14 protein-coding genes are annotated in these 15,397 nt (G+C 66.3%); 4 read left to right on the top strand and 10 right to left on the bottom strand.

Annotation, left to right across the window (positions count from 1 at the left end; genetic code table 11):
- The first annotated feature begins 6 nt into the window (after window positions 1-6).
- Entirely contained in the window at window positions 7-1,005 is a 999-nt protein-coding gene (locus BHD08_RS00730) for an LLM class flavin-dependent oxidoreductase (RefSeq protein ID WP_125020468.1), read from the top strand.
- Between the two features lie 125 nt (window positions 1,006-1,130).
- Window positions 1,131-2,495, top strand: a complete 1,365-nt coding sequence (locus BHD08_RS00725; RefSeq protein WP_125020467.1) for a sodium:proton antiporter — start codon at window positions 1,131-1,133, stop codon at window positions 2,493-2,495.
- A gap of 57 nt (window positions 2,496-2,552) precedes the next feature.
- Here the strand turns inward: BHD08_RS00725 and BHD08_RS00720 are convergent, their stop codons facing one another.
- From BHD08_RS00720 to BHD08_RS00695, 6 genes are all read right to left on the bottom strand, one after another.
- Window positions 2,553-2,768 (bottom strand): dodecin, encoded by a 216-nt coding sequence (locus BHD08_RS00720; protein ID WP_015275102.1) that lies wholly within the window; start codon window positions 2,766-2,768, stop codon window positions 2,553-2,555.
- A gap of 313 nt (window positions 2,769-3,081) precedes the next feature.
- Window positions 3,082-3,297 (bottom strand): KTSC domain-containing protein, encoded by a 216-nt coding sequence (locus BHD08_RS00715; RefSeq protein ID WP_125020466.1) that lies wholly within the window; start codon window positions 3,295-3,297, stop codon window positions 3,082-3,084.
- Window positions 3,294-5,099 carry an ABC transporter ATP-binding protein gene (locus tag BHD08_RS00710; RefSeq protein ID WP_125020465.1) on the bottom strand — a complete coding sequence of 602 codons (1,806 nt, stop codon included), beginning with the start codon at window positions 5,097-5,099 and terminating at the stop codon, window positions 3,294-3,296. The genes BHD08_RS00715 and BHD08_RS00710 overlap by 4 nt, the downstream gene beginning before the upstream one ends.
- On the bottom strand, window positions 5,096-6,250 hold the full coding sequence (locus BHD08_RS00705; protein ID WP_125020464.1) for a beta-glucosidase: 1,155 nt from the start codon (window positions 6,248-6,250) through the stop codon (window positions 5,096-5,098). Before BHD08_RS00705 ends, BHD08_RS00710 begins: the two co-directional genes overlap by 4 nt.
- A 94-nt stretch (window positions 6,251-6,344) precedes the next feature.
- On the bottom strand, window positions 6,345-7,565 hold the full coding sequence (gene glf / locus BHD08_RS00700; RefSeq protein ID WP_177412614.1) for a UDP-galactopyranose mutase: 1,221 nt from the start codon (window positions 7,563-7,565) through the stop codon (window positions 6,345-6,347).
- Window positions 7,553-8,737: a glycosyltransferase family 1 protein gene (locus tag BHD08_RS00695; RefSeq protein WP_125020463.1), complete on the bottom strand. Its 1,185-nt coding sequence runs from the start codon at window positions 8,735-8,737 to the stop codon at window positions 7,553-7,555. Before BHD08_RS00695 ends, glf begins: the two co-directional genes overlap by 13 nt.
- A gap of 418 nt (window positions 8,738-9,155) precedes the next feature.
- On the opposite strand from BHD08_RS00695, the gene galE reads away from it, so the two are divergent.
- A complete protein-coding gene (gene galE, locus BHD08_RS00690; protein ID WP_125020462.1) occupies window positions 9,156-10,220 on the top strand; it encodes a UDP-glucose 4-epimerase GalE in 1,065 nt (354 codons plus the stop codon).
- A gap of 79 nt (window positions 10,221-10,299) precedes the next feature.
- Here the strand turns inward: galE and BHD08_RS00685 are convergent, their stop codons facing one another.
- Window positions 10,300-10,854 (bottom strand): cysteine hydrolase family protein, encoded by a 555-nt coding sequence (locus tag BHD08_RS00685; RefSeq protein ID WP_125020461.1) that lies wholly within the window; start codon window positions 10,852-10,854, stop codon window positions 10,300-10,302.
- A gap of 101 nt (window positions 10,855-10,955) precedes the next feature.
- Between BHD08_RS00685 and BHD08_RS00680 the strand changes: the two genes are divergently transcribed.
- Window positions 10,956-11,954, top strand: coding sequence for a GlxA family transcriptional regulator (locus BHD08_RS00680; RefSeq protein WP_125020460.1), 999 nt, complete (start codon window positions 10,956-10,958; stop codon window positions 11,952-11,954).
- 8 nt (window positions 11,955-11,962) lie between these two features.
- On the opposite strand, the gene BHD08_RS00675 is transcribed toward BHD08_RS00680, so the two are convergent.
- The 3 genes from BHD08_RS00675 to BHD08_RS00665 form a co-directional block, all read right to left on the bottom strand.
- Window positions 11,963-12,463, bottom strand: coding sequence for a DUF3060 domain-containing protein (locus BHD08_RS00675; RefSeq protein ID WP_125020459.1), 501 nt, complete (start codon window positions 12,461-12,463; stop codon window positions 11,963-11,965).
- 273 nt (window positions 12,464-12,736) lie between these two features.
- Window positions 12,737-14,128: a S8 family peptidase gene (locus BHD08_RS00670; RefSeq protein WP_125020458.1), complete on the bottom strand. Its 1,392-nt coding sequence runs from the start codon at window positions 14,126-14,128 to the stop codon at window positions 12,737-12,739.
- A gap of 272 nt (window positions 14,129-14,400) precedes the next feature.
- Entirely contained in the window at window positions 14,401-15,303 is a 903-nt protein-coding gene (locus tag BHD08_RS00665; protein WP_125020457.1) for a LysR family transcriptional regulator, read from the bottom strand.
- Window positions 15,304-15,397 lie beyond the last annotated feature (94 nt).

Raw genomic sequence — 15,397 nt, 5'->3', positions numbered from 1 at the left:
TAACCGATGTCTCGCATTGCCCAGACCCGCTTTTCCGCCCTCGACCTGGCCCCCATTCGTGATGACGGCACGCCAGCCCAGGCCCTGCACAATGCCCTGGCCCTGGCGCGGCACGTCGAGGGGCTCGGCTTCGAGCGCTTCTGGGTCGCCGAGCACCACAACATGGACGGCATCGCCAGCGCCGCGACCGCAGTGTTGCTCGGCTATCTGGCGGCCAACACCACACGCATCCGCCTCGGCGCCGGCGGCGTGATGCTGCCCAATCACGCACCGCTGGTGATCGCCGAGCAGTTCGGCACGCTGGAGGCGCTCTACCCGGGCCGCATCGATCTGGGCCTCGGTCGCGCACCGGGCGCCGACCAGTTCACCGCCCACGCCCTGCGTCGCGACCGCATGGGCAGCGCCGACGACTTCCCGCAGGACGTCGAGGAGCTGGAGCTGCTGCTCGGCCCGCGCCAGCCGAACCAGCGCGTCATCGCCATGCCCGGCGTGAACAGCAACGTGCCGATCTGGCTGCTCGGCTCCAGCCTGTTCAGCGCCCAGCTGGCCGCAGCCAAGGGCCTGCCCTACGCCTTCGCCTCGCATTTCGCACCGCGCTACATGCACCAGGCGATCAAGCTCTACCGTGACAACTTCAAGCCTTCCGCGGTGCTCGACAAACCCTACGTGATGCTGGGCGTGCCGCTGATTGCCGCCGACAGCGATGAGCGGGCCGAACATCTGGTGACCAGCGTCTACCAGCGCATCCTTTCGCTGATCCGCGGCCAGAGCCTGGTGCTGCGCCCGCCGGTGCAGAGCATGCAGGGTCTGTGGCTGCCGCACGAACAGCAGGCGGTGGGCGATTTCCTCGGCCTGGCGCTGATCGGCGGCCCGGAAAAGGTTCGCGCGCGCCTCGAGGTGCTGCTGGAGCAGACCCAGGCCGACGAGCTGATCTTCACCTGCGACCTCTACGAAACCACCGATCGCCATCGCGCCTTCGAGATCGTTGCCGCTCTGCGCCAGTAGCAGCGGGCGACTGCCCTGACCGGCGGTGGCCTACTACGGCCCTGCCGGCGAACCCTGCCGCCGACCACCGTTCCAATGGCACACATTCCCTGGGCGCAACGACGCGCCCCGCCACCGGAACACGCATGAATTTTCTCGAATGGATGGCCGTACTCGGCGTCCTGCTACTGATCCTCGCCCTCGCTTCGGCCTTCCTGCGCTGGCTGCCGATCACCACGTCGCTGATCTACCTCGGTTTCGGCGTGCTCATCGGCCAGCTGGGCATCGGCCTCTGGGAGATGGAATTCCTGCATATCGCCGGCTGGATGGAACACCTCACCGAGGTCGCCGTGCTGGTATCGCTGTTCGTCAGCGGACTGAAACTGCGCATGCCGCTACGCCATCCGGCGTGGAAAAGCGCCTATGTGCTGGCCGGGCCGGTGATGCTCGCCTGCATCGGCGGCGTCACCCTGCTCTGTCACTACGTGTTCGGCCTGAGCTGGGGCGTCGCAGTACTGATCGGCGCGATCCTGGCGCCCACCGATCCGGTGCTGGCGAGCCTGGTGCAGGTCAACGATGCCCGCGACAGCGACCGCCTGCGCTACGGCCTGTCCGGCGAAGCGGGATTCAATGACGGCACCGCGTTCCCCTTCGTGGTCTTCGGCCTGATGCTGATCGCCCAGGGCCAGCTGGAAGCCGACTGGGTCGGCGAGTGGGCGCTGCATCGGCTGTTATGGGCGGTGCCGGCTGGGCTGCTGATCGGCTTTCTGCTGGGCAAGCTGGTCGGCCGCGTGGCGATCTACCTGCGCGCACGCCACACCGATACCGCCATGTCGCCCAACGATTCGCTGGCCCTGGCGCTGATCGCGCTGGCCTACGTCGGCGCCGAGTTGGCCGGTGCCTGGGGCTTTCTCGCCGTGTTCGCCGCGGGCCTCGGCCTGCGCCATGCGGAAATGGCCGCCGCCGATGATTCGGAGACGCCGTCCGAAGAGCTGATCAACGATGCCGTGCCGCATCTTGCCGAAGGTGGCCTGGCGCCGCGCGCGCTGTCACTGGATGACCGACAGCTCGGGCAACCGCGGGTCGCCGCCGGCGTACTGATGGGCGATGTGCTGGCGTTTGGCGGACAGCTGGAACGCAGCCTGGAAGTGCTGCTGGTGACCATGCTCGGCGTACTGGTTTCGGTGCACTGGGACTGGCGCGCGGTGCCGCTCGGCCTGGCGCTGTTCCTGTTGATTCGTCCGCTGAGCGTGATGCTGCTGATGCCGCGGCGCTATCTCGACCGCGGCCAGTGCCTGACGGCCGGCTGGTTCGGCATCCGTGGCATCGGCAGCCTGTACTACCTGAGCTATGCGGTGACCCACGGCCTGCTGCCGGAAGAAGCGCATACGATCATCGGCCTGGTGCTATCGGTGGTAGCGCTGAGCATCGTGGTGCACGGCCTGAGCACCCAGCCGCTGTTGCGGCGCTACGAACGCAGCCGCGGCGAGACGCCCGACGGCCAGGGGTGAAGCCGGCATCCCGGGCAGCCGACCAATCAGTCGCTGCCGGGTCGCCTGGACGGCAGATCAGCTGTTGGCGAGGCGGAAGCCGACCTTCATGGTGACCTGGAAATGCCCGACCTTGCCGTTCTCGACGTGGCCGCGGATTTCGCCGACCTCGAACCACTCGACGTTCTGCAGCGAGCTGCTCGCCTCGGCGATACCGTTCTGAATCGCCTCATCGACGCTGTTGCGCGAGGAACCGACGATTTCAACCTTCTTGTAGGTGTGATGATCCGACATTGAAACAATCCCCTTCTGGTCTGGAGAGCCTCCGCTCGGTGATGACGCGTCCTGTTCATTGAGGCCCGCAGATCGCCCCGGAAGTTCAGCGCAGCGGTCAGTCTGCGATGGCGGACGGCGAATCCTGATGGCGGGAAATGCCGCGCGGTTCGTAGGGTGGATGTCGCTTTCTACATCCACCGCACCGCCACCGGGTGGATGCCCACCCCGTGGATGGCCACCCCGTGGATCGGTGAAGCGCGATCCACCCTACGACCTGCAGCGGCACACGCAGGGTGGCTAACGCGCAGCTTCCACGCGGTTCCTGGCACGATCACTCCACGCGCCGATAGCGGTAATGCTGCGGCTTGAACACCTGATTGAAATGCCGACCCAGCGAGTCAGCTTCGAGCAAGGCCTGCACCGCATCGGGCGGGACCTCTTCATAGCGGTACAGCGCGCCGCTGCTGAATTGCACTTCCAGCACCTGCTGCTCGGGGTCGTAGCCGAGCGAGCGCAGGCTCCTCGAAGACACCGCTACATGCTTCATACCGCCGGCCCGGGTTCCTGGGCGAAGCCTTCGGCCTGCATGCGCCATAGCGCGTCGAACTCACCACCCTGACGGCGCAGCTCCTGCGGCGGGCCGTCTTCGACGATACGGCCGTCGCGCAGCACAATGATGCGATCGAAGCTCGCCAGGGTGGACAAGCGGTGCGCCACCGCGACCACGGTGCGGTTGTGCACCAGGTTGTTCAATGCCGCCTGGATCTCGCCTTCGGACTGGGTATCCAGCGCCGAGGTGGCTTCGTCGAGGATCAGAATCGGTGCGTCCTTGAGGAAGGCGCGGGCGATGCCCAGACGCTGGCGCTGGCCGCCGGAAAGCATCACCCCGCGCTCGCCGACCAGGGTGTCGTAACCCTGCGGCAGCTCGCGGATAAAGCCATCACAGAAGGCACTGCGCGCCGCCTCGCCCACCTCCTCGTCGCTGGCGTCCGGGCGGCCGTAGCGGATGTTCTCGCGGATGCTGCGGTTGAACAGCGCGGTTTCCTGCGGCACCACGGCGATCTTCTCGCGCAGGCTGTCCTGGCTGACGCTGCGGATATCCTGGCCATCGATGAGAATGCGCCCGTCCTGCACGTCGTCGAGGCGCTGGATCAGGTTGATCAGGGTCGACTTGCCGGCGCCGGACGAGCCCACCACGCCGACCTTCTGCCCGGCCGGAATATGCAGGTCGAGGCCTTCGAACACGGCGCCGCGGTCCGGGTAGCTGAAGCCGATGCGCTCGAAGGTGATATCGCCTTCGGCCAGCATCAGCTGGTTGTCGCTGTCATCGAGGCCGTGGGGCTGGACGATGATGCGCAGGGTGTCGTCGATCGCGCCGATCTGCTGCGTGGCGTCCACCAGCGCCAGCGCCAGATCCCGCGAGCCATGCAGGATGCGAAAGGTCAGCGCGCTGACCAGCACCACGTCGCCGGCCGTTACCTCGCCGCCCACCCACAACTGGATCGCCCAGATCAGCATGCCGCCGGCCATCACCGACAGGCAGATGTCGTGCATCACCCGTGCCTTTTCCAGGTACATCCAGCTGCGCCGCTGGGCGCGGGCTTCGAAGCCGATCTCGTGGGCCAGGCGCTCGGCCTCGCGGTCACGGGCGGAGAAGGCCTTGATGGTCCAGACGTTGGAAACCGCATCCACCAGCTCGCCGCCGACCCGCGCCGATTGCGCGGCGAAGCGCTGATGCTTGTAGCGACCACGAATACCGAAACCGGTGATCAGCACGGCGACGATGGCGACGAACAGGATCAGCGCCACCGCCATGCGCACGTCCACCGTCAGCAGCACCACCACGGCGCCGAGAAAGTCGACGATCGGCGGCACGATCTTCCACGCCAGGCCGCCGTAGATGGCGCCCGCCGCCTGGCCGACGGCGGAGATGCGATTGCCCAGCGAGCCGGCGAAATGCTCGGTGAAATAGCGCATCGGGTGGCCGGTCAGGTGCTTGAACAGGTCGACACGGATATCCACCACGCTGGCGACCACGGTGCGGCAGCCGAGCCAGCCGCCCAGGCGCCAGAACACGTTCTCGGTGACGATCAGGCCGATGAACAGCCCCAGCGGCCACCAGACGTTGGCCGAGCCGCGATCCGCCGTGCCCTGGGCCATGGCGTCGACCAGCAGTTTCATGCCGTATTGCACCGCCACCGCGCAGCTGGCGGCACCGATGATCAGCGCCAGCAGGCCACCGAAATGCCAGGGCCGGGCGCAGATGTAATGCCAGAGAAAGGCGACCGGGCGGCTCGGCAACGGCAGCTCGTCCGCCTGCGCCTGCGGTATCCCGGTCGCCTGGTTCATGGCGTGGCTTCGGCGAACTGCGGGGCCGGGCTGGACTGGCTGAAACGCATCTGCTGCAGCCGCAGCTCGTCGGCCAGGCCCTCGTGCACGCAGCGCTTGCCGTTTTCGTCAGGGAAGCCGAGCAGGCCGACCGGGCAGTGGCGCTCGTCGGTCCAGCCCGGGTAGTCGAGCACCGGATACAGGCAGATGCCTTCCACCGGCACCCCGGCCTGCATGGCCAGGCCCGCCTGCTCGCTGACATAGCGCAGCCAGTCGCCGCGCACGTCGCCCTCGGCCCCGGTTTCGGCGATCAACAAGGGTCGCTGATAGCGCTGATGGATCTCCCGCAGGATGCCCTTGAAGGGCCGGTAATCCGGGTTGTGCCGCTCGATGGTACGGCCATCGCCGTGGTACCACTGGTTGTTCGAGTAGTAGTTGATGCCCAGCACGTCGAGGTACTCCGGGGCACCGCCGAGGCCCGGCCATTGCTCGCCGCAGAGCATGTCCCAGGCCTCGAACTGCGACTGGCGGAACCGCTCGGCGTCGCGCTGCGGCCCGGGCCGGTCGTTGCCCGCGACCACATGGATGGCCGGGTCGACCTGAACGAAACGCGCCCGTGGCTCGACCGCACGGATCGCCTGCATCGCGGCGATGGTGGCGCGCACCAGCTGGTGCTTGAGTTCGAAGCCACGGCCGCGGGCCATGGGATTGAAATAGGCCTCGTCACCGCCGGCCCAGGCCCAGAAGGAAATCTCGTTGAGCGGCGCATAGAACGGCACCTCACCGGTCTCGTCCTTGATCAGCTGCGCGGCCGCTGCGGCATAGCGGGCGAAGCGCTCGGCGAACTGCGGTCGCCAGATGTCGATGTCGTCCGGCCAGCCGTAATGGCACAGATCCCAGATCACCTGGGTGCCCTGGCGCTGCGCCGCCTGCAGCATGGGCAGAAAGCTGGACCAGTCGTATTGCCCTGGCTGGCGCTCGATCAGGTGCCAGCGCAGACCGTCGCGCACGCTGTGCAGGCCGTAGCGGTGCAGCTCGGCGTAGTCGTGGGCCGCCCAGCGGTCGTGCCCCGTCGCGGCAATCAGATCGAGACGGCGGCCGTCGCTGCGCCGGTGGTTCGAACACTCGAAACCACCAAGGAAGAAACTCTTGAACAGACTGGGGTGGTGCATCGTTTACCTCATGGATGACTCGCTACAGCCGGGCGGCAGCCGAGCGGCACTGGCCTGCCGCGGCGACAGGCTCATGCATAACGACCGTCTGGCTTCAGCCGAGTTGCTCGGGCACCGCTTGCGGCTGCGTTGCCAGCTCGGCTTCCTCGATGCGCTTGTACAGCGCCAGCGCCTGCCCGACCACTTGATCCATGTTGTAGTACTTGTAGGTGCCCAGACGGCCGACGAAGGTCACGCCGGGCGTCTCGTCCGCCAGCTGCTGATAGCGCTTGTAGAGCTCGGCGTTTTCGGGACGGGGGATCGGGTAATAGGGGTCGCCCTCGGCCGCGGGGTACTCGTAGGTGACGCTGGTCTTCGGATGGACCTGCCCGGTGAGGTGCTTGTACTCGCTGATGCGCGTGTAGGGCACGTCCTCGCTGGGGTAGTTGACCGTACCCACGGCCTGGAACTGTTCCTGCTCGAGCTGCTTGTGCTCGAACTTCAGCGAGCGGTACGGCAGCTTGCCGAAGCGGTAGTCGAAGTATTCGTCGATCGGTCCGCAGAAGATCAGGTGGTCGTACTGCACCTCGTCGCGGATCTCGCGGTAGTCAGTGTTGAGCATGACCTTGATGTTCGGATGCGCCAGCATCTTCTCGAACATCCGGGTGTAGCCATGCTTGGGCATCTGCTGGAAGCTGTCGGTGAAGTAGCGGTCGTCGGTATTGGTGCGGGTGGGGATGCGCGAGGTCACCGACTTGTCCAGCTGCGACGGGTCCAGACCCCACTGCTTGCGGGTGTAGCCGCGGAAGAACTTCTGGTACAGCTCGCGGCCGATGCCGTTGATCACCACGTCCTCGCTGGTCTGGATGTTCTCCACCGGCTCGGCGCGGCTGGCGAGAAAATCCGCCGCCTCCTCTTCGGTCGTCATGTTCAGACCGTAGAGCCTGTTCAGCGTGGTCATGTTGATCGGGATCGGCACTTCCTGCCCGTCCACCTGCGCCAGCACGCGATGCTCGTAGGGCCGCCACTCGGTGAACTGCGAGAGGTAGTCAACGATGCGCTGGGCGTTGGTGTGGAAGATGTGCGGGCCGTAGCGGTGGATCAGCACGCCGGACTCGTCGTGATAGTCGTAGGCGTTGCCGGCGATGTGCGGGCGGCGGTCGACCACCAGCACGCGCTTGTTCAAGCCCCGGGCCAGCCGCTCGGCCAGCACGCTGCCGGCAAAACCGGCACCGACGATGAGGTAGTCGAAGCCGCGCCTGCGCGCCTGTGTCTGGTCGCCAGAGCCTGCGCCTAGACGTTCCGGGTTGCGGTCCTGCGGGCTCATATCGCGCATTGCATCTTCTCCTTCATCAGGCTCCAGGTGTGATCCCAGGACATATCGCCAAGGATCTCGTCGGCCTTGGCCAGCAGCGCATCGCGGTCCTCGGCATCGGCCAGCGCAGCTTCGGTGGCGGCGACGAACGCCTCGGCGCTGTCGGCGATACGCACGATGCCGGTATCGCCGTAGGTGCGCACCACATCGGTGATCGGCGTGGAGACCACCGGGCAGCCGCCGGCGAGGTATTCGGGGGTCTTGGTCGGGCTGATGAAGCGGGTCGACTCGTTCAATGCGAACGGCATGATCGCCACGTCCCAGCCCGACAGGTACTGCGGCAGCTCGTCGTAGGTCTTGCCGCCGAGGTAGTGGATGTTGTCGCGCTGCGGCAGCTCGGCCGGGTCGATCTTGACCACCGGGCCGATCAACACGATCTGCCAGTCCGGCTTCATCCGCGCGACCTGCTCGATCAGTTCGAGGTCGAGGCGTTCGTCGATCACGCCGTAGAAGCCGAGACGCGGATGGGGAATCTCCGCCTGGTCGTCCGGGTCATGCTGCGGCCGGCGCGCGGCGGCGAAGTGCTCGACATCGACGCTGCTGGGGAACGGGTGGGCGTTGTCGTGGCGCTGGCGCTTGGCCTCGTAGAGGCTGTAGCCGCCGGTGAAGACCAGATTGGCCCGGCACATCAGCTCCACTTCGCGCTCGATCAGCTGCGGCGGCGCGCCGCGAAACGCCGACAGCTCGTCCATGCAGTCATAGACGATCAGGTTGGGCGCCAGGTGATCGGAGAAGGCCAGGCTCATTGGCGTGTAATACCAGAGCAGCAGGTCGCTGACGCCCAGCTTCTCCAGGTAGCCATCGAGCAACTGACGTTGCACGCGGGTCGCGTCTTCGCCCTCGCAGCCCGCCGGCAACCGGGGAATCAGCACCTGCACGCCGTTCTCCTCGGGGCGCACTTCCAGCCAGGGCTCGGCATCCTCGGTGGGGATCGGCTCCTCATGGAAAAGCACGTTGTAGTCACGGGCGAAACGCGACATCAGGTGCTGAGGGCGCTGGTAGACGAAGCTCCAGCGCAGGTGCGACAGACACAGCAGCGTCGGCACCTGATCATCGAAGACCACTTCGGCCGGCGCCTGCTGCGCGTTACGGGATTTGCCGATGTCGTATTGGAAAGGGCCGGCCCAGCTCATCTAGCACCTCGTGTCGGTAACCGTGCCCAGGCGCTCCTGCCCGTTCACCTGCCACTCCGATGCCAGCGCTGCCCTGCGTAAGGCGTTTCGACGTGCGACACGGGGCTGTCAAAACGTCCTGCAACCCGCGTCGTCCGCCGGTAGTGGACGGCAATCAGCGGTACGGGTTCCCGCCAATCATCCGATAGCGCAGCCCGTCGACCGGCCGGCGGGTAGATGGAACTCGTTCGAAGTTCACCCCGTCCCTATCAGCAGGACGCCTGATTTAAACCGGCACCGGAACCCCCCGCGCGCAGCTTGTCGTCGCCGTCCCGTTCCGTTTCGCCGAACCCAATTACGGAGACTCATGCAGCGCCAGCCATGGCCCGCCGCAGTGTCCCGAGCGTGTCGAAAGACTGCGAATTTCGGAGGTAGACAGATGATTCTGGTAACAGGAGGGGCTGGATACATAGGCTCACACGCAGTGCTCGAACTGCTGCACGCCGGCCACGAAGTGCTGGTGCTGGACAATCTGTGCAACAGCTCGCAGCTGGCCCTCGACCGCGTCGAGCAACTGGCTGGCCGGCCGCTGCACTTCGTCAAGGGCGACGTGCGCAACCGGGCGCTGCTCAAGGCGCTGTTCGCTGCCTATCCGATCACCGCAGTGATGCATTTCGCCGGTCTCAAGGCGGTCGGCGAAAGCGTTCGCGAACCGCTGCGCTATTACGAAACCAACGTCGGCGGCAGTATCGCACTGTGCCAGGCGATGGCCGAAGCCGGCGTGTTCAAGCTGGTGTTCAGCTCGTCGGCGACGGTCTACGGCGAGTCGCCGGTGATGCCGATCACCGAGGACCGCCCGACCGGCGTGCCGACCAATCCCTACGGCCAATCGAAGCTGATGGCCGAGAATGTGCTCAAGGGCCTGGCAGACTCCGACCCACGCTGGTCGATCGGTCTGCTGCGCTATTTCAACCCCATCGGCGCTCACGAGTCGGGACTGATCGGCGAAGACCCCAACGGCGTGCCGAACAACCTGCTGCCGTACATGCTGCAGGTGGCGGTCGGCCGTAGAAAGCAACTGAACGTCTATGGCAACGACTACCCGACGCCGGATGGCACCGGTATCCGTGACTATATCCATGTGGTCGACCTGGCCAGAGGTCATCTGAAAGCCCTGGAACGTCTGCAGCTGATTCACGGTGTTTCCACGTGGAACCTCGGCACCGGCAAGGGTCATTCGGTGCGCGAGATGATCACCGCCTTCGAGGAAGTCACCGGCCGCAGCCTGCCCCATGTGATCAAGCCGCGCCGCAGCGGCGACATCGCCCAGTGCTGGTCGGACCCGAGCAAGGCCGAACGCGAACTGGGCTGGCGCGCCGAGAAGGACCTGACCAGCATGCTCGCCGATGCCTGGCGCTGGCAGAGCCGCAACCCGCGCGGTTATGCCGCGGACAAGGTCACCGCGGCCGAATTGCTACCCACGCAGACCGCGCTGGCCAGCTGAGCCAGCCGCGCTGTACCCCTGAGCTACAAGCACATCACGGCTGAACAGCGGTGATGTGCTTGCCTGCGTTTGCCCGCCGTTACTGCCGCTCGGCCAGATAGGCCTCGGTGGACTGCACGTTCGCATAGCCGAACGCCAGCGACGCCATGATCGCCGCATGCACCTGCTCCGCCGGCACCTGGGTGCCATTGAATTCGAGGTCACGCGCTGCACAGGCGTCGTGGATCACCGTGGCGCTGAAGCCGAGATCGGCACTGGCACGGGTGATGGCATCGATGCACAGATGGCTCATGTTGCCGACGATGGTCAGCGTGTCGACGCCGCGCCCCCTGAGCAGGGCCTCCAGTTCGGTGTCGCGAAACGAGTTGACCTGATGCTTGAGGATCACCGGCTCGCCCGCAAGGCTCTCCACCTTGGGATGAATCCGCGCGCCATCCGAGCCCGGCGTGAAGAATGGCGCATCCGCCGAGGCGAATTCGTGGCGCACATGCACCACCAGATCACCCGCGTCCCGCGCCGCGGCAAGGAGACGCGCCGCGTTGTCCGCCGCTGCCTCGATCCCGTGCAGGGTCCACTTGCCGCCCGGGAAATAATCGTTTTGGATGTCGACCAGAACCAACGCTCGCTTGCCCATCACTCTCTCCTGTCGTGAGCCCAATGCCCGTCTGCAGACTGTAGATGCCCTGGCGACCGCCGAGGATGGGCCAGACCGACATTATCGTGGGAAAAACTGACATGCCTGCCGCACCCGAGACGCTGGAAATCGGCCTGCTCCTCTACCCGGGCGCGCAGCTGGCGGCCGTTTACGGGCTGACCGACCTGTTCAGCGTGGCCAACCGCATGGCGGCCGAACGCGGTGCCGCGAAGCTGCCAGCCCTGCGCGTCACGCATTGGGCGCTGCAGGACGGCACATCAGGCATTCAGCGGGTGTTCGACAGCCTGCCTGGCAGCCAGCGTTCGCCACGGATCATCATCCTGCCGCCGTGTCTGGAGGCCCGCCCCGAGGCGCATGTGATCCAACCCTTCGCGGCCTGGCTGGGGCAATGTCATCAGGCCGGCGTCACCCTCGGTTCGGTCTGCGCCGGCGCCTTTCTGCTCGCCGAAACCGGCCTGCTCGACGGCCGCACCGTCACCACCCACTGGGGTCTGGCCCAGGCGCTGCGCGAGCGCTTTCCGAAGGTGCAGGTGGATGCGGACCGGATGATCGTCGATGACGGCGACATCATCACGGCCGGCGGCCTGATGGCCTGGACCGACCTCGGCCTGGCGCTGGTGGAGCGACTACTGGGGCCGACCATTGCCTCGGAAACCGCGCGTTATCTGGTGATCGACCTGACGCGGCAGTCGCAGCGCTACTTCAGCAGCTTCGCCCCACGCCTGGATCATGGCGACGAGGCCGTATTGCGGGTGCAGCGCTGGCTGCAGAGCCAGAGCGCCAGCGCCGTGCCCGTCGCCGTCATGGCCGCCCAGGCCGGAATGGGCGAACGCACCTTCCTGCGCCGATTTCGCGCGGCCACCGGCCTCAAGCCGACCGAATATTGCCAGCAGCTGCGCGTCGGCAAGGCGCGGGAACTGCTGGAGCTGACCAACCGTGGCATCGAGCAGGTGGCCTGGGCGGTGGGTTATCAGGACCCGGGCGCCTTTCGCAAGGTGTTCCAGAGACTGGTGGGACTTTCGCCCGGCGACTACCGCCGACGCTTCGGCAGCGGCGCGCAGCCGTCGGAACCGACGTAACCCCGCCGCTACTGGCGGTCGATCTGATGGCCGATACCGGATGTCGACAGCGCCGGCTCGTCACCGCGCCACTTCAGCTTATTGTCGATGCCGTCCAGGGTGACCTGCGCGGGCCCGTCGAACTCCAGTTCCAGTTCATGCTCGCCGCCCGACACCTCGACGATCGCCGTCTGCCCGTGTCCGACGACCTTGGTGCGGATGCGGTTCTGGTTGGTGTCCACCAGCAGTCGGCCGACAGAGGTCGCCGTCACGCTGTTGTCGATACCGGAAACCTCCAGCGCCGAGGCCGTTGCCAGGCTGACCTCATGCTCCGTCCCGTAGACCTGCACCACACCACACTCGCCGGTAAGGCTGATCTTGTTGGCGCTGCCGGAGATGTTCACATCCTTGCCGAGGCAGGGCACATCGCGGGACAGCTGAATGCCATCCAGTTCAATCGGTTGAGCATGGGCAGCACCAGCCAGCAGCAGGCTGGCCACGAGCATCGCAGCAGAAGCGCAAGCATTCATTCGCAAAGTCCTTTCGAGGCGGAAGAAGGCATCGGAAAAGCCGCTGCGATCACGCGATCGCTCCGCTGCCGTGCCGCGTAGGACTCGACGGCGGCGACCGAGTTCAGGCCGGCATGGGCGTCTGCGAACGGCTATATCCCGCCCGGCGGCAAACGATGCACACGGCCGTGCCTTGCAGGAACGCAACGAGCGGGCGCCGGCGCTCGTTGCGCTTACGCTTTTACCCGCTGCGTTCAGCGCCCGGCCTGGTTGGACATTGCAAGCGTAGCTATCTCAAGGCGTGCCGCAGGCCAGTTCACGACCGATCTTCGACGCATCCAGGCGGCGATTGAGTTGCACCACGCCGGTCAGCTGCGGGTCCTGCACGGCCAGGCGCAGCAGCGCTTCGCGGGTCTGCGCGGCCGTGGCGCAGGGGTTTAGCGATGCGTACAGCGCGGCCGCACCGGTGACGTGCGGAGCAGCCATGGAGGTGCCGCTCATGTAGGCGTAACCGGCCGCGCCCTTGGCAGTCGGCACCGTGGAAACGATATCGACGCCCGGCGCGGCGATGTGCACGCTCTTCGCCCCGTAGTTAGAGAAGCCTGCGCGTTGCCCGTTCTGACCGATCGCGGCGACGGCGATCACGTTCGGCAGCTGATAGCTCGCCGGGTAGCTTGGCGTCGCGTCGATGTCGAGGCCGCTGTTGCCCGCCGCAGCGACGAACAGGATGTTGGCATTGCCAGCGGCACGAATGGCGTCGTACAGCGCCTGGGAATAGCCACCGCCACCCCAGGAATTGTTGGTCGCAACCAGATTGATCTTCTTTGCCAGCTTCAGCTGGGTCAGGTAGTTGACCGCCTTCACCGCACCGGCGGTAGTGCCGCCATTGGCGCCGAGAAATTTCGCCGTGATGAGCCTGGCGCTCGGGCAGACGCCGAACACCCCGGCGCCATTGTTGGCCACGGCGGCAACGGTGCCGGCCACATGCGAGCCGTGGTCGTCGGCCGGGCCGTCGTAGACGCTGGCGTCGTTGGCGCTGAAATCCCAACCGTGGATGTCATCGATGAAGCCGTTACGGTCATTGTCCTTGCGGTCGGCGCGACTGCCCTCGCCCGGGTTGATCCAGATATTGGCGCGCAGATCGCCATGGGTGGTCATCACGCCTTCGTCGATGATGCCCACGTGGATCTGGCTCGAACAGGCTGCGCCAGCGTTCCAGGCGGCCAGCGCGCCACTGCCGTAGGGTGCTGCCGGCGAGGTGGTCGCGCCCTGCATGCCCCAGAGGCTAGCGAGCCCCGGATCGTTGGGGTTGGCCAGCTGGGTGCGGTAGATCCAGTTCGGCTCGACGAACTCTACCGCCGGGTCGGCAGCCAGCCGGGCCAGCAACGCGGCATCGATTTTCTTGCCCTTGCCCAGCTGCGCCTGCACCAGATCGCCCTTGGCGTCTTTGCGTGCAGCCTTGTCTAGCAGCTTCTGCGCGGCCTTGGCGCCCTGTTTGCTCAAGGCCGCGCTCTTCGCCGCCTCCGAGGCGCCAGGCTTGAACTGCACCAGCAATTCACCTTCGACAAATGGCCGACCCGCCTTCAGCGAAGCTTCCACCGCCGGGTCCGCCTTGGCGGCCACCTGCTCGGCCGCGACCGCCAGCACCACGAACATCAACAAACCGACACGCCGTGTCATCACCATCACTGTTCTCCTCGAACGACTGCAGACAGCTCCGGCATCAGCGCCACCGGATGCTAACTCTGGGGATCATGCGACTGTATCGACGCAGCCAGCGCCGCTTTAGTGGCGCCAGACAAACGGCGACACCGTTCGTCGCCATGCCGTTAAATGCGGCCGGGCTGGCACCGGTTCGGCTTCGCTATTGCGTGCAGTGTTCACGCCCAACAGCACACGCCAGCCCGTTTTTGAGAGGCACTGCCGGTCGCGTGACGGCCCGCCTGCCCTGGCGTGTGTCAGCTTGGCTTTTCCACGCTCCGCAGCTCTGCTCGTAGCCAGTCGGCCAGCCGCTCCGCCCGCCGATCCAGCCGCCGTGCCGGCACCCAGAGCGCCAGCCGGGCGCTGGTTTCGACGAAACCCCAGGGCGCAAGCAGCCGCCCCGATTTCAGGTCATCGGCGACCAGCTGCTGCGGCGCGATGGCCACGCCCAGCCCGGCCAGCGCCGCTTCCAGGAGGAAATACAGGTGCTCGAAGCTCTGCCCCAGGCGCAGTTGTGTCGGGTCCAGCTGCTGCTGGCTGGCCCAGGTCGGCCAGGCCTGTGGCCGCGAGGCGGTGTGCAGCAGCGTCTCTTCGAGCAATGCCTTGGGCGGCGCGCTGCGCAGTTCGGCACAACGCGGGTGGTAGGGGCTGAGCACCGGGCCGATACGCTCGGCGGCCAGCTCGAACACCTGCATGTCCGCCGGCCACGGTGGCTCGGCGTACCACAGCGTGGCATCCAGCCCCGGCTTGCGCGGGTCCAGCTCGCCCTCGCTGGCGGACAGCTGCAGGCGCAGCTCCGGCAGGTCGCGATTGAGCCGATCCAGCCGCGGAATGAACCAGCGCGCCAGCAGGCTGCCGGGGCAACCGAGGACGAACGGCGCCTCGGCAGTCTGTCGCTGCAGCTCGGCGCAGGTGCTGCGCAGACGCTCGAAGGCCTCGCTGGCCGCCTCGCGCAGACGCCCGCCGGCATCGGTGAGTTTTACGCCGCGGCCATCCTTGACGAACAGCGTGATGCCCAGCTGCTCCTCGAGCTGCCTGACCTGCCGACTGACGGCACCATGGGTGACGTGCAGCTCACGGGCCGCTTCGCTTACGCTACCCAGGCGGGCGGCCGACTCGAACGCACGAAGGGCGTTGAGTGGTGGAAGTTCGTGCGGCATATGTGTGAATTTTCCTGACATGTTGCGGCGATCTTATCGCTTTTAACCGGATGCCCATAGCCGTACTCTGAGGCCATCGCACCTGCCGTCCCTC

Source organism: Pseudomonas sp. SCT (assembly GCF_003864275.1).
GTDB classification, from domain to species: Bacteria; Pseudomonadota; Gammaproteobacteria; order Pseudomonadales; family Pseudomonadaceae; genus Stutzerimonas; species Stutzerimonas stutzeri_AE.
Note: the sequence above shows the minus strand (reverse complement) of the source record. Positions and strands in the feature narration are given on the sequence as shown.

What these genes read in the sequence shown, in the direction of transcription:
- BHD08_RS00730 (WP_125020468.1), top strand. Translation starts at nt 7, where the DNA reads ATGTCTCGCATTGCCCAGACCCGCTTTTCCGCCCTCGACCTGGCCCCC.
- BHD08_RS00725 (WP_125020467.1), top strand. Translation starts at nt 1,131, where the DNA reads ATGAATTTTCTCGAATGGATGGCCGTACTCGGCGTCCTGCTACTGATC.
- BHD08_RS00720 (WP_015275102.1), bottom strand. Translation starts at nt 2,768, where the DNA reads ATGTCGGATCATCACACCTACAAGAAGGTTGAAATCGTCGGTTCCTCG.
- BHD08_RS00715 (WP_125020466.1), bottom strand. Translation starts at nt 3,297, where the DNA reads ATGAAGCATGTAGCGGTGTCTTCGAGGAGCCTGCGCTCGCTCGGCTAC.
- BHD08_RS00710 (WP_125020465.1), bottom strand. Translation starts at nt 5,099, where the DNA reads ATGAACCAGGCGACCGGGATACCGCAGGCGCAGGCGGACGAGCTGCCG.
- BHD08_RS00705 (WP_125020464.1), bottom strand. Translation starts at nt 6,250, where the DNA reads ATGCACCACCCCAGTCTGTTCAAGAGTTTCTTCCTTGGTGGTTTCGAG.
- glf (WP_177412614.1), bottom strand. Translation starts at nt 7,565, where the DNA reads ATGCGCGATATGAGCCCGCAGGACCGCAACCCGGAACGTCTAGGCGCA.
- BHD08_RS00695 (WP_125020463.1), bottom strand. Translation starts at nt 8,737, where the DNA reads ATGAGCTGGGCCGGCCCTTTCCAATACGACATCGGCAAATCCCGTAAC.
- galE (WP_125020462.1), top strand. Translation starts at nt 9,156, where the DNA reads ATGATTCTGGTAACAGGAGGGGCTGGATACATAGGCTCACACGCAGTG.
- BHD08_RS00685 (WP_125020461.1), bottom strand. Translation starts at nt 10,854, where the DNA reads ATGGGCAAGCGAGCGTTGGTTCTGGTCGACATCCAAAACGATTATTTC.
- BHD08_RS00680 (WP_125020460.1), top strand. Translation starts at nt 10,956, where the DNA reads ATGCCTGCCGCACCCGAGACGCTGGAAATCGGCCTGCTCCTCTACCCG.
- BHD08_RS00675 (WP_125020459.1), bottom strand. Translation starts at nt 12,463, where the DNA reads ATGAATGCTTGCGCTTCTGCTGCGATGCTCGTGGCCAGCCTGCTGCTG.
- BHD08_RS00670 (WP_125020458.1), bottom strand. Translation starts at nt 14,128, where the DNA reads ATGGTGATGACACGGCGTGTCGGTTTGTTGATGTTCGTGGTGCTGGCG.
- BHD08_RS00665 (WP_125020457.1), bottom strand. Translation starts at nt 15,303, where the DNA reads ATGCCGCACGAACTTCCACCACTCAACGCCCTTCGTGCGTTCGAGTCG.